A 21,158-nucleotide genomic window follows, 5' to 3' on the forward strand; every position below is an offset into this window, starting at 1 on the left:
CCCGTCGCCGGCGATGTTCGACACCGTGCTGGTGGCCAACCGCGGCGAGATCGCCGTGCGCGTCATCCGCACCCTGCGGCGGCTGGGCGTGCGCTCGGTCGCCGTCTACAGCGACGCGGACGCGGACGCCCGCCATGTGCGCGAGGCGGATACGGCGGTGCGGATCGGCCCCGCCCCCGCCGCGGAGAGCTATCTGTCCATCGAGCGGCTGCTGGACGCCGCGGCGCGCACCGGCGCCCAGGCCGTCCACCCCGGCTACGGCTTCCTCGCGGAGAACGGGGCGTTCGCCCGCGCCTGCGCCGACGCGGGCCTCGCCTTCATCGGGCCCCCCGCCGAAGCCATCGAGCTGATGGGCGACAAGATCCGCGCCAAGGAGACCGTGCACGTGGCCGGGGTACCGGTGGTGCCGGGCTCCTCGGGCAGCGGGCTGACGGACGACCAGCTCACCGCCGCCGCCCGGGAGATCGGGATGCCGGTGCTGCTGAAGCCCTCGGCGGGCGGCGGCGGCAAGGGCATGCGGCTGGTCCGCGACGAGGCGCTGCTGGCCGACGAGATCGCGGCCGCCCGGCGCGAGGCGCGCGGGGCGTTCGGCGATGACACGCTGCTGGTGGAGCGCTGGATCGACCGGCCCCGGCATATCGAGATCCAGGTGCTGGCGGACGGCCAGGGGCACGCGGTCCACCTCGGGGAGCGCGAGTGCTCGCTGCAGCGCCGCCATCAGAAGATCATCGAGGAGGCGCCCAGCCCGCTGCTGGACGAGGCCACCCGGGCGCGGATGGGCGAGGCCGCGGTGGCGGCGGCGCGGTCGTGCGGCTATGTGGGCGCGGGCACGGTCGAGTTCATCGTGCCGGGCGCCGATCCGTCCGCGTACTGCTTCATGGAGATGAACACCCGGCTCCAGGTGGAGCATCCGGTCACCGAGCTGACGGTGTCGGTCGGCGGGCAGGCCGGTCTGGACCTGGTGGAGTGGCAGTTGCGCGTCGCCGCGGGCGAGCCGCTGCCGTTCGGGCAGGACGAGATCGGCTTCAGCGGCCATGCGGTGGAGGCCCGTATCTGCGCCGAGACCGCCCGCGCGGCGGCCGACGGCCGGGTGGACTTCCTGCCCTCGGCCGGCACCGTGCTGGCGCTGGACGAGCCGGAGGGCGAGGGGGTGCGGGTCGACTCCGGGCTGAGCGCGGGCACCGAGGTCGGCACGGTCTACGACCCGATGCTCGCCAAGGTCATCGCCCACGGCCCCGACCGCCCCACCGCCCTGCGCCGGCTGCGCGCCGCCCTCGGCTCCCTGACCGTCCTGGGCGTGGACACCAACACCGGCTTTCTGCGCCGGCTGGCCGCCCACCCCTCGGTCGCCTCGGGCGAGCTCGACACGGGCCTGGTCGACCGCGCGGCGGCCTCACTGATCCCGCCGGCCATACCGGAGGAGATCTACGCGGCGGCGGCCTTGCTGCGCCAGGCGGCGCTGGAGCCCGCCACTTCGCGTGGCGGCGGATCCGGTGGGCGCCCGGAGCCCGGCGGCTCCGGCCTCGGCGCCCCGGCCGCGGACGTCTGGGTCGATCCGTTCTCGGTGCCGACCGGCTGGCGCCTCGGCGGCGATCCCGCCTGGACGGTCCACCGCCTCCGTGTAGCGGGCCACCCCCCGGTGACGGTCCGTGTGCGCGGCCGCGCCCAGGACGCGGAGCTCCTCATCGAGCACCCCGGCGGCACCTCGGCGGCAGCCCGGGAGACGGACCAGCCCGGCGGGCCCCAGGGCACGAGCCAAGGCGGCGCGGGGGCCCCCGCCACCGGCCGGACCGGCGGGCCGCAGGGGGCGGCCGCCGAGGCCGCCCGGCCCATGGGCGCCGCGGGCAAAGGCGGCGCGGATGTCCCGCCCACCCGGACCAGCCACGACGGCACCGTCACCGGCGCCAGTGTGCGCACCCCGAAAGCGGAAGCGGACGAGCAGGCTGCCGCCGCCCACCACGCGGCAGCGGACCGCCGCCCCAGCGGGGCGCACGCGGCAGCGGACACGGCCCCGCGCGCGGCGGGCGCGGCGGGCGCGGCGGGCGCGGCGGACATGACCGCCACGGCGGACCCGCGCCCGGCCGTCGACGCGGGCGCGGGCACGCGGGCACGGCTCATCGCCCTCGACGAGGGCACCGTGCTGCTGGACCTCGGCGGGGTCACCCACCGCTTCCGGCATGCCGCGCACGGCGCGAGCCACTGGCTGGGGCGGGACGGGGACACCTGGCGCGTGGTCGGGCACGACCCCGTGGAGGAGGCGCTGCGCGGAGGCGCCGCCGCCGCCCACGCCGGGGAGCTGACCGCGCCCATGCCCGGCACCGTCACCGTCGTGAAGGCGGCTGTCGGTGACGAGGTCACCGCGGGTCAGGGCCTGCTGGTGGTCGAGGCGATGAAGATGGAGCACCTCATCTCCGCCCCGCACGACGGCACCGTCACCGAGCTCGATGTGACCCCCGGCAGCACGGTCGCCATGGATCAGCTCCTGGCGGTCGTCACCCCGCACGAGAGCGAGGAGCGTGAGCGATGACCCTCCCCATGACCGTCCCGGCCCCCGGGCTGCCCACCCGGGTCCGGATCCATGAGGTGGGCCCGCGGGACGGGCTGCAGAACGAGCAGGCGCTGGTCCCGGTGGCCATCAAGGCCGAGTTCATCCGGCGGCTCGCCGAGGCCGGTCTCACCACCGTCGAGGCCACCAGCTTCGTCCATCCGAAGTGGGTGCCCCAACTGGCCGACGCCGAGGAACTGATGCCGCTGATCGACGACGTGGCCGCCCGGCTCCCCGTGCTCGTGCCCAATGAGCGCGGTCTCGACCGCGCCCTCACGCTGGGCGCGCGCGAGATCGCCGTCTTCGCCAGCGCCACGGAGTCCTTCGCCAAGGCCAATCTCAACCGTACGGTGGACGGCGCGCTGGAGATGTTCGAGCCGGTCGTCGCCAAGGCCAAGGACGCGGGCGTGGCCGTGCGCGGCTATCTGTCGATGTGCTTCGGCGACCCGTGGGAGGGGCAGGTCCCGATCTCCCAGACCGTCTCGGTCAGCCGCCGCCTGCTGGACATGGGATGCGACGAGATCAGCCTCGGCGACACCATCGGTGTGGCCACCCCCGGCCATGTGCGGGAGCTGCTGGCCACGCTCAACGAGGCGGGCGTCACGAACGACCGGCTGGCCGTGCACTTCCACGACACCTACGGCCAGGCACTCGCCAACACCCTCGCCGCGCTCCAGCACGGCGTGACCACCGTCGACGCCTCCGCCGGTGGCCTCGGCGGCTGCCCGTACGCCAAGAGCGCCACCGGCAATCTCGCCACCGAAGACCTCGTGTGGATGCTCGACGGCCTCGGCATCGAGACCGGGGTCGACATCGGCCGTCTCACCGCCACCAGCGTGTGGATGGCCCGGCATCTGGGCCGGCCCAGCCCGTCCCGCACCGTTCGCGCCCTCTCCCAGAAGGAGACCTGAGCCATGTCGATCGACCACCGACTCTCCCCCGAACACGAGGAACTGCGCCGCACCGTCGAGGCGTTCGCGCATGATGTGGTCGCCCCCAAGATCGGGGAGTACTGGGAGCACCATGAGTTCCCGTACGAGATCGTCCGCGAGATGGGCCGGATGGGCCTGTTCGGCCTGCCCTTCCCGGAGGAGTACGGCGGCATGGGCGGGGACTACTTCGCGCTCTGTCTCGCCCTGGAGGAGCTGGCCCGGGTGGACTCCTCGGTGGCGATCACCCTGGAGGCGGGGGTCTCGCTCGGCGCGATGCCGATCTTCCTCTACGGCACCGAGGAGCAGAAGCGCACCTGGCTGCCGGGGCTCTGCTCCGGGGAGACGCTGGGCGCGTTCGGCCTGACCGAGCCCGGCGGCGGCTCGGACGCGGGCGCCACCCGCACCACGGCCCGGTTGGACGAGGCCACCGGCGAGTGGGTGATCAACGGCACCAAGTGCTTCATCACCAACTCCGGTACGGACATCACCGCGCTGGTCACCGTCACCGCCGTCACCGGCCGTAAGGAGGACGGCCGCCCCGAGATCTCCTCGATCATCGTGCCGTCCGGCACCCCCGGCTTCACCGTGGCCGCCCCCTACTCCAAGGTGGGGTGGAACGCCTCGGACACCCGCGAGCTGTCCTTCGCCGACTGCCGGGTCCCGGCCGCGAATCTGCTGGGCGCGGAGGCCCGGGGCTACGCCCAGTTCCTGCGGATACTGGACGAGGGCCGGATCGCGATCTCCGCCCTGGCCACCGGGCTCGCCCAGGGCTGTGTGGACGAGTCGGTGGCGTACGCCAGGACCCGCGAGGCGTTCGGCCGCCCCATCGGCGCCAACCAGGCCATCCAGTTCAAGCTGGCCGATATGGAAATGCGCGCCCATATGGCCCGGGTGGCCTGGCGGGACGCGGCCTCCCGCCTCGTCCTCGGCGAGCCGTTCAAGAAGGAGGCGTCGATCGCGAAGCTCTACTCCTCCGAGATCGCGGTGGACAACGCCCGCGAGGCCACCCAGATCCACGGTGGCTACGGCTTCATGAACGAGTATCCGGTGGCCCGGATGTGGCGCGACTCCAAGATCCTGGAGATCGGCGAGGGCACCAGCGAGGTCCAGCGGATGCTGATCGCGCGGGAGCTGGGCTTCGCGAGCTGAGCCACCACGGAGTGGGTCCCGGGGGCAGCGCGCCCCCGGGACCCATCCCCAGCACCGGCACCGGCACCGTGCCGGGAGAGGCTCAGCTCGTGGGCCAGGGGATCTGCGGGGAGTGGTAGTACGTGATGCCCATGGCGTCCCAGCGGGGGCCCTGCGCCGCCACCCGGACCCGGTAGCTGTCCCAGTCATGTGCGCTCGCGGGGGACCAGCCGAGTTCGGCGATGCCGGGGAGACGGGGGAAGGCCATGTACTCGATGTGCGCGCTGGTCTCGAGGGTCTCCGACCACAGCGGTGCCTCGACACCGAGCACCGAGGACGCCGGGGCGTCCTTGATGTACGTGCCCGGGTCCCAGTCGTAGGACTGCTTCGCCTCGACGTACCCGGCCCAGTTCTGCCCCAGCGGCGTGTTGGCGTCGTACTTCATGTCCAGATAGGTCCGGTTGGCCGGTGAGAGGATCAGCTTGGTGCCCGCCTTGGCCGCCTCCGCGACCTCCTTCTCGCTCCCGTCCGTCCCCCAGTACTGGGCGATCGCGCCCTTCGCGGGATGCGCACCGGTCAGCTGATGCCAGCCGACCGCCGTCTTGCCGTACTTGGCGACCACCGGCTGCACCCGGTCCATGAAGGCCACATAGTCCTCATGGCTGGTGGAGTGGGCCTCGTCCCCGCCGATGTGGAGGTAGGGGCCGGGAGTGAGCGCGGCAAGCTCGCGGATGACGTCGTCCACGAAGTCGTACGTCACGTCCTTCGGCACGCACAGCGAGCTGAAACCGACCTCGGTGCCGGTGTAGAGCGGCGGGGCGACGCCGTCGCAGTTGAGCTCCGCGTAGGAGGCGAGCGCCGCGTTGGTGTGGCCCGGCATGTCGATCTCGGGGACGACGGTCAGCTCACGGCTGGCCGCGTAGCTCACGATCTCGCGGTAGTCGTCCTTGGTGTAGTAGCCGCCGGGGCCGCCGCCGACCTGGGTGGAGCCGCCGTGCGTGGCCAGCCGCGGCCAGGAGTCGATGGCGATCCGCCACCCCTGGTCGTCCGAGAGGTGCAGATGCAGCCTGTTGATCTTGTAGAGGGCGAGCTGGTCGATATAGCGCTTGACCTGGTCCACGCCGAAGAAGTGCCGGGAGACATCGAGCATCGCGCCCCGCCAGGCATAGCGCGGCTCGTCGGTGATGGTGCCGGCGGAGATCCGCCAGGGGCCCGCCTGCCGGGTGGTGCGCTCGATGGACGCGGGCAGGAGCTGCCGCAGCGTCTGGACGCCGTGGAACAGCCCCGCGGAGCCGCGCGCGGTGACGGTGATCGCGCGGCCGGTCACCTCCAGCCGGTATCCCTCCGCGCCCAGCTTCGACACCGCGGCGGCCTTGGGCGTCAGCCGCAGCCGGATGCCGTCGCCACCCGCCCGTGCGGTGACGGGCAGCCGATAGCCGGTGGCGGGCCGCAGCACCGTCGCGAGGTAGTCGGCCACCCGGCGCGCCGAGCGGGCCGAGCCGTCGGAGCCGGACGCCCGGATGGGGGTGTCGGGGTGGATCGCGTACGAGCCCGCCGCGGGCCGTACGGACGCGGGCGCGGGCACGACCCGGTCCAGGGGGGTCGGGGCGGCCGCGGCGTCCGGCGCGGAGGACGAGGGAGCGGCCGGAGCGGCGGAGGCGGAGGAGGCTGCGGTCCCCGCCCCGGCCACCACGGTCAGCAGCAGGGAACACAGAAGTCGGGCACGACGTCGTCTCACAGGGGGTCCCTTCAACGGCACGTGGCATCTTGGGTACCGCGAGGCTCAGTTGCGGTCAAGGTGTAGACCAATGTGTCGCTGTGGGCCTGTCAGAATTCACCGCATGGCGGAAATCACCCAGGGCGATGGCGCCTGGAGCTTTGACGGGGAAGCGATCCGGATCGTCCCGGGGCGGGACCGCAGCGTGCACGCCGTACGGCAGGCGCTCGGCGAACTGACGGTCCCCCTGGTGGCCTTGGCCGGTGTCGCCTATGAGCCGGGGCGCAAGTCGGGCCGGCTTCGGCTGCGGCTGCGCGAGGGGGCGGACCCGCTGCTGCAGACCACCGGCGGCAAGCTGCCGGACGCCGCCGATCCGTATCAGCTCTCGGTGGAACCGGAGCGCAGGGATCTCGCCGAGTATCTGGTCGACGAGGTCCGCCAGGGCCTGGCCCTGGATCAGGTGCCGTCCGGCCCCTGCGACCACTATGTGCTGCCCGGCCCCTCGGTGCCGGTCTCGGCCTCGGCGGGCGACGCCACGGCCTCGTTCGACGGTGAGCGGATCCGGCTGGACTGGAACTGGAAGACCGAGGAGTCGAAGAAGTCCGGCGGCCCCCGCACGATCCTGCTGCCGGACCTGGAGCTGGTGGAGTGGGTCCCGGCCGCCGGGCTGGAGAACGGCTACCTCCGCTTCGTCGTGGCGAAGGCCACGGCGACGGCCGCGCCCAAGTACGACCCGCATGCCGTGGTGCTCTACGGGTTCAAGAAGGATCCGCTGATGGCGCTGGTCGCGGCGGCCGTCATCGCGCGGATGCCGCATCCGGGCGCCCCGGCGAAGGCACTCCCCGCCCAGCAGACCGCCCCCGAGCCGCCCGCGGACGCCCCGCCCACCGGGGGCGACGAGGGTGACGTGGATCACGACGTCCTGCTGCGACGGCTGCGCGAACTTGGCGATCTTCACCAGAGCGGGATCCTCACCGAGGCGGAGTTCACCACCGCCAAACAGGCCGTACTCCGCCGCTTTTCCGGCGCCTGAGTCGCGGGCTCGCGCCACCGAGGTGCGGTTTTCGCGCCATTGAGGCCCAGTCCTGCCCGATATCGGGCAGGAATGTTGCGAAACACTTCGCCGCATCGCAGTATCAACGGATGCTCGACCGCCGAATGTCCCACGATGACCTGATCGACCACCTGGTCCGCAGTACGCCGCTCAGCCGCGGCGAGGCGGGTCGGGTGGTGCTGGACGTACTGGCGTACTTCGACGAGACGACAGAGGAGTTCGTCCGGCGCCGCCACCGCGAGCTGCAGTCCGGCGGGCTGAGCAACGCGGAGATCTTCGAGCGGATCACGGCCGAGCTGCCGTACCGCGCGGTGGCCCCGCCCGAACTCTCGCTGCGCCAGCTACGCCGCATCGTCTACGGCTGACGACGCCGGTCCAGGGCACCGGTCCACGGCACCGGTCCACGGCACCGGTCCACGACGCCAGTCCACGGCACCGGTCCACGATGGCGGCCGCCACCGCCGGACACGAGCACGAGCATGCACAAGCGATCAATGGGAGGGCCTGAACACCATGTGCGGAATCGTCGGATACATCGGCAAGCGCGATGTGGCACCACTGCTGCTGGAGGGGCTGCAGCGCCTGGAGTACCGCGGCTATGACTCCGCGGGTATCGCGATCCAGGGCAAGCCCGCCAAGGGCGCCCAGAGCGCCGGGCTGAAGACCGCCAAGGCCAAGGGCCGGGTCCGCGAGCTGGAGGCCAGGCTTCCCAAGCGGTTCGCGGGCACCACCGGAATCGCCCACACCCGCTGGGCCACCCATGGCGCGCCCAATGACACCAACGCGCATCCGCATCTGGACGCGGACGGCAAGGTCGCCGTCGTCCACAACGGCATCATCGACAACGCCGACGATCTGCGCGCCAAGCTGGCCGCCGACGGCGTCGAGCTGGCCTCCGACACCGACTCCGAGGCGCTCGCCCACCTCATCGGCCGCTCCCAGGCGCCCACCCTGGAGGAGAAGGTCCGCCACGCGCTCTCGATGGTCGAGGGCACCTACGGCATCGCCGTGCTGCACGCCGACTTCCCGGACCGCATCGTCGTCGCCCGCAACGGCTCGCCCGTGGTGCTGGGCATCGGCGAGAAGGAGATGTTCGTCGCCTCCGACGTCGCCGCGCTGGTCAGCCACACCCGCCAGGTGGTCACCCTGGACGACGGCGAGATGGCCACCCTCAAGGCCGACGACTACCGCACCTACACCACCGAGGGCAGCCGCACCTCCACCTCCCCCACCACCGTGGAGTGGGAGGCCGAGTCGTACGACATGGGCGGCCACGACACCTATATGCACAAGGAGATCCACGAGCAGGTCGACGCCGTGGACCGGGTGCTGCGCGGCCGGATCGACGACCGGTTCTCCACCGTCCGGCTGGGCGGGCTCAACCTGGACGCCCGCGAGGCGCGCGGGGTGCGCCGGGTCAAGATCCTCGGCTGTGGTTCGGCGTACCACACGGGCCTGATCGGGGCCCAGCTCATCGAGGAGCTGGCCCGGATCCCGGCGGACGCGGAGCCCGCGAGCGAGTTCCGCTACCGCAACCCGGTCGTGGACCCGGACACCCTCTACATCGCGGTCAGCCAGTCCGGCGAGACCTACGACACCCTGGCGGCCGTCCAGGAGCTCAAGCGCAAGGGCGCGCGGGTGCTCGGCGTCGTCAACGTCGTGGGCAGCGCCATCGCCCGGGAGACGGACGGCGGGGTCTACGTCCACGCGGGCCCGGAGGTGTGCGTCGTCTCCACCAAGTGCTTCACCAACACCGCCGTCGCCTTCGCGCTGCTCGCCCTCCACCTGGGCCGGATCCGCGATCTCTCGGTCGCCGACGGCAAGCGGATCATCGCCGGGCTGCGCAAGCTGCCCGAGCAGATCGCCGAGGTGCTGAGCGGCGAGGAAGAGATCAAAAAGCTCGCCGGGGAATATGCGAACGCAAAGAGCATGATGTTCGTCGGGCGGGTCCGCGGCTACCCGGTGGCGCGCGAGGCGTCCCTGAAGCTGAAGGAGGTCTCCTACGTCCACGCCGAGGCGTACCCGGCCTCCGAGCTCAAGCACGGGCCGCTCGCGCTGATCGAGCCCGAGGTGCCGACCGTGGCGGTTCTGCCGGACGACGACCTGCTGGAGAAGAACCGCGCGACGCTGGAGGAGATCAAGGCCCGCAGCGGCCGGATCCTGGCCGTCGCCCATCGGGAGCAGGAGAAGGCGGACCACACGATCGTGGTACCCCGCAACGAGGTGGAACTCGACCCGATCCTCATGGGCATCCCGCTCCAACTGCTCGCCTATCACACGGCGCTGGCGCTCGGCCGGGACATCGACAAGCCCCGCAACCTCGCCAAGTCGGTGACGGTCGAATAGCCTCGCGCACCCGCGCGACCTCGGCGAATCCCCCCACGAGCCCTTCGGCGGTCCCCCGCGTGTGCCACCACGCACGCGGGGGCCGCCTCCCCTTCGCCGGCGTCGCCCTATTGCGCCGGCGGCTGGCCGACTCGCGGGAACCGTCACTTCCCGCGCGCCGGCACGATCGAACGTTTTGTACCCCTCACAAACGCGCAATCCACCTCTACGCGCGGGTAGGTTTGTCCGTTGTCAAGATGAACTTGACGCCATCTCACCTGCGGTCAAGGGGAGTTGGGAGTGTCCGGTTCCAGGCGTCCGCGCCAAGTCGTGCCGACGGCAGAGGTTTTGGGCTGAACGACCGCGCTTGACGAACAGGCGCCGGGGCACGGCGCGCCAGGACACGGGGACTTGGAGGGGCCGGAAAGCCCCGGAGAAGCCGCTCAGGGGCGCTCGGGGGCCGCTCGGGGACATATGGAGCGCCTGGAGCGCTCTGAGGCACCAGGAGGCACGGAGGCACGGAGGCACCCGGTGACACTCAGGAGATGCTCAGCGGACGCCCAGGGGACGTCCAGGGAATGCCCAGCGGACGCTCAGGGGGTGCCCAGCGGACGCTCAAGGGCGCCCAGCCGACGACAAGGGACGCTCAGCCGACGTCAAGGGACGCTCAGCCGACGCTCAGGGGATGACGATGACGGGCCGCTGCGCCCGCCGGGCGAGCCGCCCCGCGACCGAGCCGAAGATCCGCCCCACCAGTCCGTGCGTGGAGCCCACCACAATGGCGTCGGCCGCGTACTCCCGGCCGACCTCCTCCAGCTCATGGCAGATGTCCCCGCCTCGCTCGACGAGGATCCAGGGCACCTCGGAGAGATGATCGGCGCAGGCCAGCTCGAGCCCCAGCACCTCGGTGCGGTGATCGGGGACGTCGACGAAGACCGGCGGCTCACAGCCCGCCCACACCGTCGTCGGCAGCCGGTTGGCCACGTGGACGATGATCAGACCTGAGCCTGAGCGCCGGGCCATGCCGATGGCGTAGGCGAGGGCGCGTTCGCTCGACATGGAGCCGTCGAATCCCACCACAACACCGTGCTGGAACGCTGGATCGCAGGAATGACGTGTTTCTTCCGCCGCTTCGGGGGTCGCCATGTGATCGGCGACCCGCTTGCGGTCCGCGGGTTCGGGGATTTCGTGACCGGCCATCGGTGTCTCGGCGAAGGATGTCCTCGTGCGGAGGGATCGGCGGGGGCTCAGGTTGGGGGTTGTCGGGGGACTTGAGCTCCGCTGGAGCTCGGGGACGATCTCGAGGGGTCGAAATCCGTCCGGGATTCATCTTTCCAAGCCCTTACCCCCAAGGGTACGGCGGCATTCCACCACCTGCCCAGAGGTAGCCACGGGAGCGGAGCCGCCCGAAGCGTTCCCCGGAGCATGCCGGAGGGCGGCCCGTAACGCAATGCCCCAAGTGGTCCCCGCCACGCCCGGGCCCCGGCCCGGCGCCCGGCCCGGCCGGACCGCCGCGGTACGCCGCGCTGCCGCCCGGCAGTGACCTGGGGGCGGGCCGGGCGTTGTAGTAGCGGCAGCCGCTGCGGCGGCCCCGGCCCGACCCGCTCACCTGCCCGGATCCCCGGCCCGCCGCCCCTCCCCACCCCCGCGCGGAGCGCCCTGCCGACATCTCGCCGGCCGCTCGAGAGGAGCCTTGCCCGTGTCCGTCGCCCGCGAGTACGACGCCCCCGGCGGCATCCCCGGCGACACGGCCGGGACACCCGGACGGCCCCATATTCCAAGCCCCGCTCGAGCCCCGGTCCAGCCCACCGCTAGCGACGCCGTGAGCGAGGTGATCCGCTGGGCGGCCTTCGGCTGCGCCGTGGTCCCCGTCGTCCTGCTCATGTGCGGATTACCCGTCGGCGGCGCCCTGGGGGCCGGTGCGGGTCTCGCCGCCGTGACGGCCGCCAGCCGCGCCCTGCTGCGCCATTCCGAGCGCACCGCGGCCCGGCTGGACGCGGACGGCGTCAGCCCGCACCGGGGCCGCCACGGCCGTACGGGGATCGGCGCGCACCGGGGCGGCCGCCGCGTCTGAGGACGCGCGAAGGGACCGGGACCGGGGACGCGGTCCGTAGCGCTCCGTACACTCAGCGCTGATCGAGCGCCGCTGGAGCGTCACTCGAGCCCGGAGGATGTACGAGCCGGCCGTACGCCGGTCGCATGACGCATCCGTACGCGTGCGCCCGCTTGTTTTAAGCCAACTTCGGTCCACACTTCTTCCCTTGGCAAACGCCGTGCTCAACACCCGTCCGGCCAGCGTGGAAAGGGGTCCGCGGCGCACGTACCCCCTACGGGAAGTGGGTGTCCGCACAAGGCGTACTTCACAGCGAGGGCTACGAGTGCAACGCTTCGTGATCGAATGCTTCGCGCCAAGTTCCCATGTCGACATAGTGGCGGGTGGTGAACTGGTCACGGCGACCACACGCGACACAGTAGATTCGATCTTGGCCATGACCGGCGGGGGAACCGTTCAGGACCGAGGGGAAACGTGCAGGACCGAGAGGACGCGACCACCGAGGGGGGCTTAGTGCCATGAGCCAGGACTCCACGACCGTACCGGAGACCTCGCGCAAGCTCTCCGGACGCCGGCGACGAGAAATCGTCGCGGTGCTGCTGTTCAGCGGCGGCCCCATCTTCGAAAGCTCCATCCCGCTCTCCGTCTTCGGTATCGACCGGCAGGACGCCGGAGTCCCTCGGTACCGATTGCTGGTGTGCGCGGGCGAAGATGTGCCACTGCGAACGACTGGCGGACTGGAACTGACCGCACCATACGGCCTGGAGGCACTCTCCCGGGCCGGCACCGTCGTCGTACCGGCCTGGCGGTCGATAACCCAGCCGCCACCGGCCGCCGCGCTCGACGCGCTGCGCCGCGCGCACGAGGAGGGCGCGCGGATCGTGGGCCTGTGCACCGGGGCCTTCGTACTGGCCGCAGCCGGGCTGCTGGACGGCCGCCCGGCGACCACCCACTGGATGTACGCGCCGACGCTCGCCAAGCGCTATCCGTCGGTCCATGTGGACCCCCGCGAGCTCTTCGTCGACGACGGCGACGTACTGACCTCGGCGGGCACCGCCGCCGGGATCGATCTGTGCCTGCACATCGTGCGCACCGACCACGGCGCGGACGCCGCCGGCGCCCTCGCCCGGCGCCTGGTCGTCCCGCCACGCCGCAGCGGAGGGCAGGAGCGCTATCTGGACAGGTCGTTACCAGAGGAGATCGGGGCGGATCCGCTCGCCGAGGTGGTGGCGTGGGCGCTCGAGCATCTGCACGAGCAGTTCGACGTCGAGGCCCTGGCCGCCCGCGCCTATATGAGCCGCAGAACCTTCGACCGCAGGTTCCGCTCGCTCACTGGGAGCGCTCCACTGCAGTGGCTGATCACCCAGCGGGTGCTGCAGGCGCAGCGGCTCCTGGAGACCTCCGACTACTCGGTCGACGAGGTCGCCGGCCGCTGCGGCTTCCGTTCGCCGGTCGCGCTGCGCGGGCACTTCCGGCGGCAGCTCGGGTCCTCCCCGGCCGCCTACCGGGCCGCGTACCGCGCCCGCAGGCCCCAGGGCGGGCCGACGGAGCGTACGGACCGCCCCGACCGCCTGGAGCGGCTGGAGCGGGCCGACCGGCCCGACCGCGCCGAGGTGATCGAACCCCGCTCGGGCGACCACTCCCTGCCGCTGCGGCGGCAGGGCGCGCCCGGCGGTCCCACCGGTCACTCGGGGCATCCTCCGCACCACCATCACGCTCCGCATCCGGACCCTGGCAAACCGGAGTCGGACGCCTACGCCCCACGGCTGCCCGAACAGGCCGCGGGCCGCGCTCCGGGCCGTCCGTCCCTGCCCGGCCAGCGGGAACGCCCCGTAGGGTGAGACGTATGAACGATCGCATGGTGTGGATCGACTGCGAGATGACCGGGCTCTCGCTGGCGAACGACGCGCTTATCGAGGTGGCCGCGCTGGTCACGGACTCCGAGCTCAACATCCAGGGCGAGGGAGTGGACATCGTTGTCCGGCCCCCCGCGGAAGCGCTGGTCACCATGCCCGAGGTGGTGCGCGAGATGCACACCACCTCCGGCCTGCTCGCCGAGCTCGAGGGCGGGACCACGCTCGAGGACGCCCAGGAACAGGTCCTGGCCTACATCCGCGAGCACGTCCCCGAGGCCGGCAAGGCCCCGCTGTGCGGAAACTCGGTCGGCACCGACCGGGGCTTCCTCCTCCGGGACATGCCGACGCTCGAGAGCTACCTCCACTACCGGATCGTCGACGTCTCCTCGATCAAGGAGCTGGCCCGCCGCTGGTATCCGCGGGCCTACTTCAACAGCCCCAAGAAGAACGGCAACCACCGCGCGCTCGCGGACATCCACGAGTCCATCGCCGAGCTGCGCTACTACCGTGAAGCGATCTTCGTCCCCGCGCCCGGCCCGGACTCGGACACGGCGAAGACCATCGCGGCCAAGCACGTCCTGCCCGCCCGGCAGACCTGACCCGGGCCGGCCCGACCCGGTGCTCGCTCCCGACACCCCGAAAGCCGGGAGCGAGCACCCCTTCGGACCCTGTACACTTTTTCTCGGCCGGTGCGGAAAGCGCCGGTCATGGTGGGTATAGCTCAGCTGGTAGAGCACCTGGTTGTGGTCCAGGATGTCGCGGGTTCGAGTCCCGTTACTCACCCTTACAGATCAGCCGGTGACCTGCGGAAACGCGGCACCGGCTGATCTTTTGTCCATTCCAGCCGCCCGCGGGCCCAACAGAGCCCCCGAAACGCTCCCGCTCTCCGTGCATGGCGACCATCGGGCGCACCCCGCAACCGCGCACCACCAACTGCCCATCTTCCGCCGGTCGACCGGCGACGGACCAGTGTCGGCGCCGCCAGCAGGTCTGTCCGGAACCGAACCCCAGCTCCAGCGGCAGGAGTTGCCGGGCTGTTCGCCGGCCTGGGCATGGCTGGGGGATCTTGGTGATGTCAGGGCGTAACGGGGAGGCTAGCGAGGTGCCGCGAGTACGTCCCGGAGTACGTTCGCGAGCGTGACGTGGGCCAGCTCGTGTCTCAGGGTCTCCTCGATGCCCTCGTAGATGCCCTGCATCGCCGGCTGGATGCCGTAACCCACCACGCATCCCTGGTCCGGGGTGGTGCGGTGCATCGCGAACAGCGGGCCGGGTTCCACTGCCTCGTACACGTCGAGCAGGGTCATCGACCCCAGCTCGCGCGCCAGCGACCAGCCCGCGCCCACGCCCCGCCGGGACTCCACGAGCCCGGCCCTGCGCAGCTCGCCCAGCAGCCGCCTGATCACCACGGGATTGGTGTTCGCGCTGGTCGCGATCTGCTCGGAGGTGGCGACCTCATGGCCCTGGCGCTGGTAGAGACCGATCCAGGCCAGCGCGTGGGCGGCGATGGTCAACCTGCTGTTGGCACTCATGAACCCCTCCTCTCGGCCGCAACGCTTTATGTTACGACAGTGCAGTCGTAACAGTGATGGTTGCAACAAGCTGTCGTAACAATTAGCGTTGCGACTGTCGGGAAGGGCCAATCAACGAGGTGAGAAGAATGAGCAAGCCACTCACGGGCAAGGTCGCCCTGGTCACCGGGGGGTCGCGCGGACTGGGAGCCGCGACCGTACGACTGCTGGCCGAGCAGGGCGCCGACGTCGCCTTCACCTATGTCAGCTCCGAGAAGCAGGCGCAGGCTGTCGTCGACGAGGTGCGCGGCAAGGGAGCGAAGGCCGTCGCCTTCAAGTCCGACCAGGCGGACATGAGTCAGGCGCCAGCGCTGATCGACGACGTGGTGGCGCACTTCGGCGGCCTGGACATCCTCGTCAACAACGCGGCGATCTCCGTGGCCGGCACGGTGGACGACCCGGACGCCGACACCGCCGCACTGGACCGGATGCACGCCACCAACTACCTCGGCGTGATCGCCATCATCCGGGCCGCCTCCCGAGTGCTGCGCACGGGCGGCCGCATCATCACGGTGAGTTCCGGACTGGGCTCCCGGGTCGGTGTCCCGGGAGCTGCCGACTACTCGGCGACCAAGTCAGGGATCGAGAGGTACACCATGGGGGCCGCACGGGACCTCGGACCCCGGGACATCACGGCCAACGTCGTGGAAGCCGGAATCATGGCCGACGGCATGGAAGCGCCGGACCCCGAGACCCTCAAGGCCCTGGTCAGCTCGCTGTCCCTGCAACGCATGGGTCACCCCGAAGAAATCGCCGCGGCGATCGCCTTTCTGGCGAGCCCCGCCGCGTCGTACGTCACGGGCGCGGTGCTGGACGCCCACGGCGGCTACAACGCCTGAACCGGAACCCCTGCCGCGCGCCCCGAAGGACATCACGCCCTCGGGGCGCGCACCGCCGACGACCCGCGCTCCTGGCAGTGCTCGGGCGACCCACCCCGTCGACACCGGCTGGGCGGCGACATGTCCAGCCGAATCCCTCCACACCAGCCCAGACGACCGATACAGTGCTCATCCCCCCACACACAGCACATCAGCACGCACTCAGGGGGGAACCATGCGCACTCGCGCCATCGCACTCACCGCCGCCATCCTCTGCCTGCCGCTCACCGCATGCGGTAACGAGGGCAGCAAGATCAGCACCAGTCCCAAGGCCCAGTCCTCCTCGCAGGCCGCAACCACCAGCGAGGCAGCAGACCCCGCGCAGACACCGGCCGCGACAGACGAACCCGAGCGGGCCCAAGACGCCCGCGTCGGCGACACGCTCACCCTCTCAGGCCAGAACGACGGTGAACAGCTCGACGTCACCGTGAAGAAGTGGCTGGACCCCGCCAAGAGCGCCGACGAGTTCACCACGCCCGGGTCCGGCAAACGCTGGGTCGCTGTTCAACTTCAGCTCACCAACACCGGCACCACCGCCTACAGCGACAGCCCGTCCAACTGCGTCCAGGCCGCTGACAGTGAAGGCCAGCGGTTCGACGCCACGTTCGGCGACATCACTGCCGGGCCACAGATGACATCCGATCTCAAACTCCCCGCAGGCGACAAGGCACTCGGCTGGATCGTCATCGAGGTGCCCAACGCGTCGAAGGTCGCCACGCTGCAATTCTCGATGAACAGTGGCTTCGCCGACGAGACCGGCCAGTGGAAGATCGGCTAGCCCCAGTCACGACGTGAGCGCCCTCTCATCTCCGCGTAGGTGAGAGGGCGCTTCGGTGTGTCTGGCGTCAGCTCGGCAGCGGAAGCTCCGCGAGCATCACGGCGAAGAGCGGAGAGTCCGGGAAGGGCTGGCGCTCCCCCACCTTCCGGAAGCCCCAGGACTCGTACAGGGCCTGCACCCGGGGATGTTCGGTGTCCACGAGCAGGACCGCAAGGACCTCGTCCCGCCCTGCCATCAGCGTGCGGGTCAGCCGCTCGGCCAGTCCCTGCTTGCGCCACTCCGGGATCACGGCCAGCTCGGAGTACGAGAAGGTCACGTCCTTGTCCGGCGCCGGGTCGAGGTAGTCGCGCCACCACTCACGACCGGGGCTGGCCGGGGCGCCGTACGCGAAGCCCACTGCCTTGTCGCCGTCGAACGCGATCACGCAGGAGAACTCCGGGTTGCCACCCCAGTGGTCCACGAACCAGGGGAAGCGCTGGTTGAACTCGTCGTCCATCGCTTCGGCTTGGGCGTCGGCGTGCACATCGATCAGCGTCTGGCGGATCTCCGGGAGGTCCGCGTGGGTGAAGTGGCGGACGTCCAGGCCAGCGGCACTCAAGATCGACTCCATTCGGATCGGTAGCGGTCTCCCCACTCTCGGGCGACGCCCGCGTCCGGGGCGACAGTGATCAAGTCACGGTAGTAGTCACCGAGAAGTGAGCGCATTCGGCCAGGGATCGGGTGTCCCGCCATCAGCTCGAAGACCGTGGAGGCGGTAGCGCACGCCTGGTCGATATCGCGCTGGTGAAGCTGGGTCAGGGCGAGCCGTGCGGTGGCCAGCGCACGGTTGCGGCGGAACGCTTTCGGGATGCCCGCCAGGGCCTGGTGAGAGGCGGCCTCGCCCTCCACGGGTTCGCCGATATTGTCCCGGACGATGGCCGTGAGGGCGAGCAGCTCGCCAGGTCCGTAGAAGGCGGTCCAGATCGGCCGGGGATCATCCAAGGACGCCTTGCCCAATGCCTCGTGGGCGCACCCGAGGGAGCGTAAGGCGGCCTGCCGTTCACCCAGGGTGGAGTGGGCGAGCGCCGTGCGGACGTGGGCCAGGGAGCCGTAGAACGGGTCCCGTCGGGCGATGGCCGTCGCCTGGGCCGCATAGCCGCAGTCGACGGCCTCGGTGTACGCACCACGATGGTGGGAGAGACTGGAGTACAAGTTCCAGGCTTCCAGCTCGGCAGTGGAGTCCTTGGCCATCCCGGCCAGATAAAGCGCCCGGTCCAGCAAGCCCCGGGCCCGGTCGGTCCGCTTGTCGTCGATGGCTGACCAAGCGGCCCTGCATGTGTAATCGGCGGCCACGCTGAACAGCCTCTGGCGAATGCGCTGGGAGGCGCCCAGCTTCTGCTTCTCCAGCGCCTCGGCCGCCCCGGCGAGGGCCATACGCTCCAGTTCGTCGTGACCTCCCCGTTTGGCGTCCAGCGCCACCAAGGCGTCCAAGCCGGAACGGAGCCGGATCACGTCGGAGGTGCCTACGGAGTGCTGTGCGACGAGAGGTACAGCGACCGCGGCCGTCGTACCGGTGGTGGCAGTCAGGAAGTTCCGGCGCCTCACGGGCTCCTCCGGTTCGGTGGTGGGACATCTTCGGACCGGTGGGACGAATCCCAGTACTTCGGCGGTACACCCGAATACTGCCTCTAACGCTGCCCGCTGCCGAGGGTGCGGCCAACCCGTCTTTCCGGTCAGCCAGTTGCGAACCGTCCGGTCGCTCACCGTGCCCTCATACCCCTGGGACATCAGGCGGACGTTCACCGCGTCGGCCAGCCCGGCCTGAGTGAGGCCGATCTCTTGCATGGCGTTATTGAGGCTTTCGTTCCCCTCCACGTACCCACCGTAGCCATGAGAGCCCCCTCCGTGAGGGGAGTCGACCAGAAATTTCCGGCTGGGAGGTTTGCACACGGGGGCGACACTTCCTCCTCTCGCGCGGCGAGCCGTCGTTCACTCGGACAAGGCCGCTCACTTCGCACCTACGAGGTCCTGATGACCGTGACCGCTACACCTCGCCCCACGGGGCACCCCGGATACTCCCAGACCATGCGCCGCGCACCGGAGAGTGCGGAAGTCGCCCGCAAGCTGGTGCGGACCGCACTGGCCGCCTGGGGGCTGGAGGACCTGATCGAGGACGCCGCGCTGGTGATCACCGAGCTGGTCTCCAACGCCGTCGACCATGCCCGTCTGGAGTCGATCCGGGTCGTCGTCACCCGACCCTCCGAGAAGTTCGTCCGACTCGGCGTCGTGGATCGGTCCCGCAACGTTCCCTGTCTGCGGACGGACTCCAACGGCGACAACACCCGAGGCCGGGGGCTCTTACTGGTCGACGCCCTCACAGACCGGTGGGGGACGGACCGGTACCGCTGGGGCAAGCAGGTCTGGGGTGAGATGAAGTGCGATTGAACCCTAGTCACCGCCACTGCCACCGTCACCGCTGGTCCGGTTCAGGCTTCGGCGACGGTTCTTCCCGGAGCGCCGCAACAGCTCCCCCGCGGCAAGCGTCACGGAAGCCACGACGCGGGCCCAGCGGGGCCCGCCGCGTTCCGCCCACACCACACACGCGCAGCCGCCGACGGCAAGCGCCAAGACGCCGAGCAGCACCAGAACAGCCATGTTCCCTACCCCTGGATTCGTTCTTACGGTCCTCGTGATCGTCTCACCGGAGAGAGAGGTGGCTGGGGTGGGCCGGGCGGCGGGATGCGGGGAACCATGAAGGTCCTCCTCGGCGTGGCACATGATGAAGGCGGTCGTCCCGTCAGAAGCGAGGTGTCGCGTTCCGATGAAGCGCAAGACCAGAATCCTCCTGGCGGGCCTGGCGTCCGTGGGCGGCGCCGTCGTCGGCGCGGGCATGCTGCACAACCGGCGGCCTGATCGCAGGGAACGCCTTTACGTCACGTTCTACAGCGAGCCCGGCTACATGGGCCGCAACGAGAAGCTGACCTGGACCGGCGGCAAGCGCGAGGTCGTCCCGCTCAACCGGATAAAGCTGCCGCGCATCGGCTCGATCAGGCTGGAGCGGCTCGTCTACCGCTTCCAGCCCGACGTGCGGCTACCGAACCCGTACTTCCTGTGGCACGCCATCACCGAGCGCTTGGACCCCTCGGACCCCGAGGACGGCATAGTCGGCTTCATCGCCATGCACCAGCTCGCCGGCATGTTCTCGGTGGGGTTGTGGGAGCCCGTCCGCGAGTCCGAGGCGCGGTCGGGGGTGCGGCTCTGGGCCGGGCGCCCCGCGCGTGACCCGGGGGCCCCTTCCGGTAAGGCGGCCTCCGGCAGCTCGCGCTGGCACGACGTCCTGACCAACGCGCCCGATCTCGGCTCCTGGAGCACCCGCGCCCGCTACCTCGAACTCGGCTATCACGGCGGGAGCGGCGCCCGCCGCTGACCGGCCGTCTGCCCTGCCTGCTCCCGCGCCGCCGCTACGGTGGATCAAGCGCTGAGCGGGGCGCACCGGGTCTCGCCGTCGACCATGTCGTCGGCCGCGGTCATGAGGGCTTCCAGGTGGTCGCGGGCCTTGGCCAGGTCGGCGATCTGGGCGTTCATACGGTCGCGTTCGGAGGTCAGGCGGGTGCGCATGGAGGGGGTGGCGACGCCGGTGTCCATGCAGGGGACGAGTTCGCGGATGGTCTTGCTGGACAGGCCCGCGGCGTAGAAGCACTGGATCATCAGGACGCGGGCGACCGCGGTGTCCGGGTAGTGGCGCTGGCCGCTGGGGCTGCGCTCCGAGGTGAGCAGGTGCTGCTCTTCGTAGTAGCGCAGCGCTCGCACACTGACGCCGGTCTGGGCGGCGAGTTCGCCGATGCGCACCGTGGCTCCTACCTCTGACGTCAAGGGTCGTTTCAGAGTAGTCGAGGGCAGGAGCGTCAGTGCGCTGTCGGGTTCGGGTTCCCGCCGCCGAGGGAACCGTCGGCGTTCTTGCGCCGGGCCTCGTCCTCGACGAGCAGGGAGAGGAGCGAGGCCACGGGGAGTCCGGCCTCGGCCGGGTGGCGCAGGACCTTCCCCGGCTCGATGCGGTACGTGTTCGTGCGCCCCTCACGGGTGTGGGACAGATAGCCGTCCTGTTCCAGGTCCGCGATGATCTTTTGGACGGCGCGCTCCGTCAGCCTGCAGTGCGCGGCGATGTCGCGGATCCGCACGTTCGCGTCGTCGGCGATCGCGGCCAGCACGCGGGCGTGGTTCGTCAGGAACGTCCACCCAGTGTGCGATTCAGGCACTCCTCCCATGCGCTCATGATATTGCCGAAGCGATGATGACGCATCTGGAAACATGAATTATGCTTCGTGTAAAGCAAGTCGTGTGATGC

The 21,158-nt window shown here is 70.7% G+C and carries 21 protein-coding genes and 1 tRNA gene; 14 read left to right on the forward strand and 8 right to left on the reverse strand.

Features of this window, described 5'->3' with window-relative positions; genetic code table 11:
* Positions 1–13: 13 nt before the first annotated feature.
* From J5X86_RS31415 to J5X86_RS31430, 3 genes are read left to right on the forward strand one after another with little or no spacing between them, the layout of a single operon-like run.
* Positions 14–2,527 (forward strand): biotin carboxylase N-terminal domain-containing protein, encoded by a 2,514-nt coding sequence (locus tag J5X86_RS31415; RefSeq protein ID WP_243981914.1) that lies wholly within the window; start codon positions 14–16, stop codon positions 2,525–2,527.
* Positions 2,524–3,456, forward strand: coding sequence for a hydroxymethylglutaryl-CoA lyase (locus tag J5X86_RS31425; protein WP_208520082.1), 933 nt, complete (start codon positions 2,524–2,526; stop codon positions 3,454–3,456). The genes J5X86_RS31415 and J5X86_RS31425 overlap by 4 nt, the downstream gene beginning before the upstream one ends.
* Before the next feature lie 3 nt (positions 3,457–3,459).
* Positions 3,460–4,626, forward strand: a complete 1,167-nt coding sequence (locus J5X86_RS31430) for an acyl-CoA dehydrogenase family protein (protein ID WP_208520083.1) — start codon at positions 3,460–3,462, stop codon at positions 4,624–4,626.
* 82 nt (positions 4,627–4,708) lie between these two features.
* On the opposite strand, the gene J5X86_RS31435 is transcribed toward J5X86_RS31430, so the two are convergent.
* Positions 4,709–6,343, reverse strand: coding sequence for a beta-N-acetylhexosaminidase (locus tag J5X86_RS31435; protein ID WP_208520084.1), 1,635 nt, complete (start codon positions 6,341–6,343; stop codon positions 4,709–4,711).
* 103 nt (positions 6,344–6,446) lie between these two features.
* On the opposite strand from J5X86_RS31435, the gene J5X86_RS31440 reads away from it, so the two are divergent.
* The 3 genes from J5X86_RS31440 (at position 6,447) to glmS (ending at position 9,722) form a co-directional block, all read left to right on the forward strand.
* Entirely contained in the window at positions 6,447–7,355 is a 909-nt protein-coding gene (locus J5X86_RS31440) for a DUF4429 domain-containing protein (RefSeq protein WP_208520085.1), read from the forward strand.
* Between the two features lie 110 nt (positions 7,356–7,465).
* Positions 7,466–7,741: a hypothetical protein gene (locus J5X86_RS31445; RefSeq protein ID WP_208520086.1), complete on the forward strand. Its 276-nt coding sequence runs from the start codon at positions 7,466–7,468 to the stop codon at positions 7,739–7,741.
* A 148-nt stretch (positions 7,742–7,889) separates the two neighbouring features.
* Positions 7,890–9,722, forward strand: coding sequence for a glutamine--fructose-6-phosphate transaminase (isomerizing) (gene glmS / locus J5X86_RS31450; RefSeq protein WP_208520087.1), 1,833 nt, complete (start codon positions 7,890–7,892; stop codon positions 9,720–9,722).
* Positions 9,723–10,379: 657 nt separating this feature from the next.
* Here glmS and J5X86_RS31455 read toward each other — a convergent pair.
* A complete protein-coding gene (locus J5X86_RS31455; RefSeq protein WP_014060893.1) occupies positions 10,380–10,901 on the reverse strand; it encodes a universal stress protein in 522 nt (173 codons plus the stop codon).
* 499 nt (positions 10,902–11,400) lie between these two features.
* Here J5X86_RS31455 and J5X86_RS31460 point away from each other — a divergent pair, with 499 nt between their 5' ends.
* The 4 genes from J5X86_RS31460 to J5X86_RS31475 all read left to right on the forward strand — a co-directional run bounded on the left by J5X86_RS31460 (position 11,401) and on the right by J5X86_RS31475 (position 14,393).
* Positions 11,401–11,775, forward strand: a complete 375-nt coding sequence (locus tag J5X86_RS31460) for a hypothetical protein (RefSeq protein ID WP_308124784.1) — start codon at positions 11,401–11,403, stop codon at positions 11,773–11,775.
* A gap of 497 nt (positions 11,776–12,272) precedes the next feature.
* Positions 12,273–13,595, forward strand: coding sequence for a helix-turn-helix domain-containing protein (locus J5X86_RS31465; protein ID WP_208520088.1), 1,323 nt, complete (start codon positions 12,273–12,275; stop codon positions 13,593–13,595).
* A 5-nt stretch (positions 13,596–13,600) separates the two neighbouring features.
* A complete protein-coding gene (gene orn / locus J5X86_RS31470) occupies positions 13,601–14,209 on the forward strand; it encodes an oligoribonuclease (protein WP_208520089.1) in 609 nt (202 codons plus the stop codon).
* A 111-nt stretch (positions 14,210–14,320) separates the two neighbouring features.
* Positions 14,321–14,393, forward strand: a tRNA-His gene (locus tag J5X86_RS31475).
* 311 nt (positions 14,394–14,704) lie between these two features.
* Here the strand turns inward: J5X86_RS31475 and J5X86_RS31480 are convergent.
* On the reverse strand, positions 14,705–15,139 hold the full coding sequence (locus tag J5X86_RS31480) for an Rrf2 family transcriptional regulator (RefSeq protein WP_208520090.1): 435 nt from the start codon (positions 15,137–15,139) through the stop codon (positions 14,705–14,707).
* Between the two features lie 128 nt (positions 15,140–15,267).
* Here J5X86_RS31480 and J5X86_RS31485 point away from each other — a divergent pair, with 128 nt between their 5' ends.
* Positions 15,268–16,017, forward strand: a complete 750-nt coding sequence (locus J5X86_RS31485) for an SDR family NAD(P)-dependent oxidoreductase (protein ID WP_208520091.1) — start codon at positions 15,268–15,270, stop codon at positions 16,015–16,017.
* A gap of 214 nt (positions 16,018–16,231) precedes the next feature.
* A complete protein-coding gene (locus tag J5X86_RS31490) occupies positions 16,232–16,834 on the forward strand; it encodes a DUF4352 domain-containing protein (protein ID WP_208520092.1) in 603 nt (200 codons plus the stop codon).
* 67 nt (positions 16,835–16,901) lie between these two features.
* Here J5X86_RS31490 and J5X86_RS31495 read toward each other — a convergent pair whose 3' ends face one another.
* Positions 16,902–17,432 carry an N-acetyltransferase family protein gene (locus tag J5X86_RS31495; RefSeq protein WP_374229310.1) on the reverse strand — a complete coding sequence of 177 codons (531 nt, stop codon included), beginning with the start codon at positions 17,430–17,432 and terminating at the stop codon, positions 16,902–16,904.
* Positions 17,429–18,418, reverse strand: a complete 990-nt coding sequence (locus J5X86_RS31500; RefSeq protein ID WP_308124785.1) for an XRE family transcriptional regulator — start codon at positions 18,416–18,418, stop codon at positions 17,429–17,431. The genes J5X86_RS31495 and J5X86_RS31500 overlap by 4 nt, the downstream gene beginning before the upstream one ends.
* Before the next feature lie 426 nt (positions 18,419–18,844).
* Here J5X86_RS31500 and J5X86_RS31505 point away from each other — a divergent pair, with 426 nt between their 5' ends.
* Entirely contained in the window at positions 18,845–19,258 is a 414-nt protein-coding gene (locus tag J5X86_RS31505) for an ATP-binding protein (protein ID WP_208520095.1), read from the forward strand.
* 3 nt (positions 19,259–19,261) lie between these two features.
* On the opposite strand, the gene J5X86_RS31510 is transcribed toward J5X86_RS31505, so the two are convergent.
* Positions 19,262–19,468: a hypothetical protein gene (locus J5X86_RS31510; protein ID WP_208520096.1), complete on the reverse strand. Its 207-nt coding sequence runs from the start codon at positions 19,466–19,468 to the stop codon at positions 19,262–19,264.
* Between the two features lie 166 nt (positions 19,469–19,634).
* Between J5X86_RS31510 and J5X86_RS31515 the strand changes: the two genes are divergently transcribed.
* On the forward strand, positions 19,635–20,240 hold the full coding sequence (locus tag J5X86_RS31515; RefSeq protein ID WP_208520097.1) for a hypothetical protein: 606 nt from the start codon (positions 19,635–19,637) through the stop codon (positions 20,238–20,240).
* Positions 20,241–20,284: 44 nt separating this feature from the next.
* On the opposite strand, the gene J5X86_RS31520 is transcribed toward J5X86_RS31515, so the two are convergent.
* Positions 20,285–20,662: a MerR family transcriptional regulator gene (locus J5X86_RS31520; RefSeq protein WP_208520098.1), complete on the reverse strand. Its 378-nt coding sequence runs from the start codon at positions 20,660–20,662 to the stop codon at positions 20,285–20,287.
* 56 nt (positions 20,663–20,718) lie between these two features.
* Positions 20,719–21,078: a helix-turn-helix domain-containing protein gene (locus J5X86_RS31525; protein ID WP_208520099.1), complete on the reverse strand. Its 360-nt coding sequence runs from the start codon at positions 21,076–21,078 to the stop codon at positions 20,719–20,721.
* Positions 21,079–21,158: the final 80 nt, after the last annotated feature.

This window comes from Streptomyces sp. NEAU-YJ-81 (genome assembly GCF_017592595.1).
Taxonomy (GTDB): Bacteria; Actinomycetota; Actinomycetes; order Streptomycetales; family Streptomycetaceae; genus Streptomyces; species Streptomyces hygroscopicus_B.

Coding starts and splice junctions, on each gene's coding strand:
- J5X86_RS31415 (WP_243981914.1), top strand. CDS start 14: ATGTTCGACACCGTGCTGGTGGCCAACCGCGGCGAGATCGCCGTGCGC.
- J5X86_RS31425 (WP_208520082.1), top strand. CDS start 2,524: ATGACCCTCCCCATGACCGTCCCGGCCCCCGGGCTGCCCACCCGGGTC.
- J5X86_RS31430 (WP_208520083.1), top strand. CDS start 3,460: ATGTCGATCGACCACCGACTCTCCCCCGAACACGAGGAACTGCGCCGC.
- J5X86_RS31440 (WP_208520085.1), top strand. CDS start 6,447: ATGGCGGAAATCACCCAGGGCGATGGCGCCTGGAGCTTTGACGGGGAA.
- J5X86_RS31445 (WP_208520086.1), top strand. CDS start 7,466: ATGCTCGACCGCCGAATGTCCCACGATGACCTGATCGACCACCTGGTC.
- glmS (WP_208520087.1), top strand. CDS start 7,890: ATGTGCGGAATCGTCGGATACATCGGCAAGCGCGATGTGGCACCACTG.
- J5X86_RS31455 (WP_014060893.1), bottom strand. CDS start 10,901: ATGGCCGGTCACGAAATCCCCGAACCCGCGGACCGCAAGCGGGTCGCC.
- J5X86_RS31465 (WP_208520088.1), top strand. CDS start 12,273: ATGAGCCAGGACTCCACGACCGTACCGGAGACCTCGCGCAAGCTCTCC.
- orn (WP_208520089.1), top strand. CDS start 13,601: ATGAACGATCGCATGGTGTGGATCGACTGCGAGATGACCGGGCTCTCG.
- J5X86_RS31480 (WP_208520090.1), bottom strand. CDS start 15,139: ATGAGTGCCAACAGCAGGTTGACCATCGCCGCCCACGCGCTGGCCTGG.
- J5X86_RS31485 (WP_208520091.1), top strand. CDS start 15,268: ATGAGCAAGCCACTCACGGGCAAGGTCGCCCTGGTCACCGGGGGGTCG.
- J5X86_RS31490 (WP_208520092.1), top strand. CDS start 16,232: ATGCGCACTCGCGCCATCGCACTCACCGCCGCCATCCTCTGCCTGCCG.
- J5X86_RS31505 (WP_208520095.1), top strand. CDS start 18,845: ATGACCGTGACCGCTACACCTCGCCCCACGGGGCACCCCGGATACTCC.
- J5X86_RS31510 (WP_208520096.1), bottom strand. CDS start 19,468: ATGGCTGTTCTGGTGCTGCTCGGCGTCTTGGCGCTTGCCGTCGGCGGC.
- J5X86_RS31515 (WP_208520097.1), top strand. CDS start 19,635: ATGAAGCGCAAGACCAGAATCCTCCTGGCGGGCCTGGCGTCCGTGGGC.
- J5X86_RS31525 (WP_208520099.1), bottom strand. CDS start 21,078: ATGGGAGGAGTGCCTGAATCGCACACTGGGTGGACGTTCCTGACGAAC.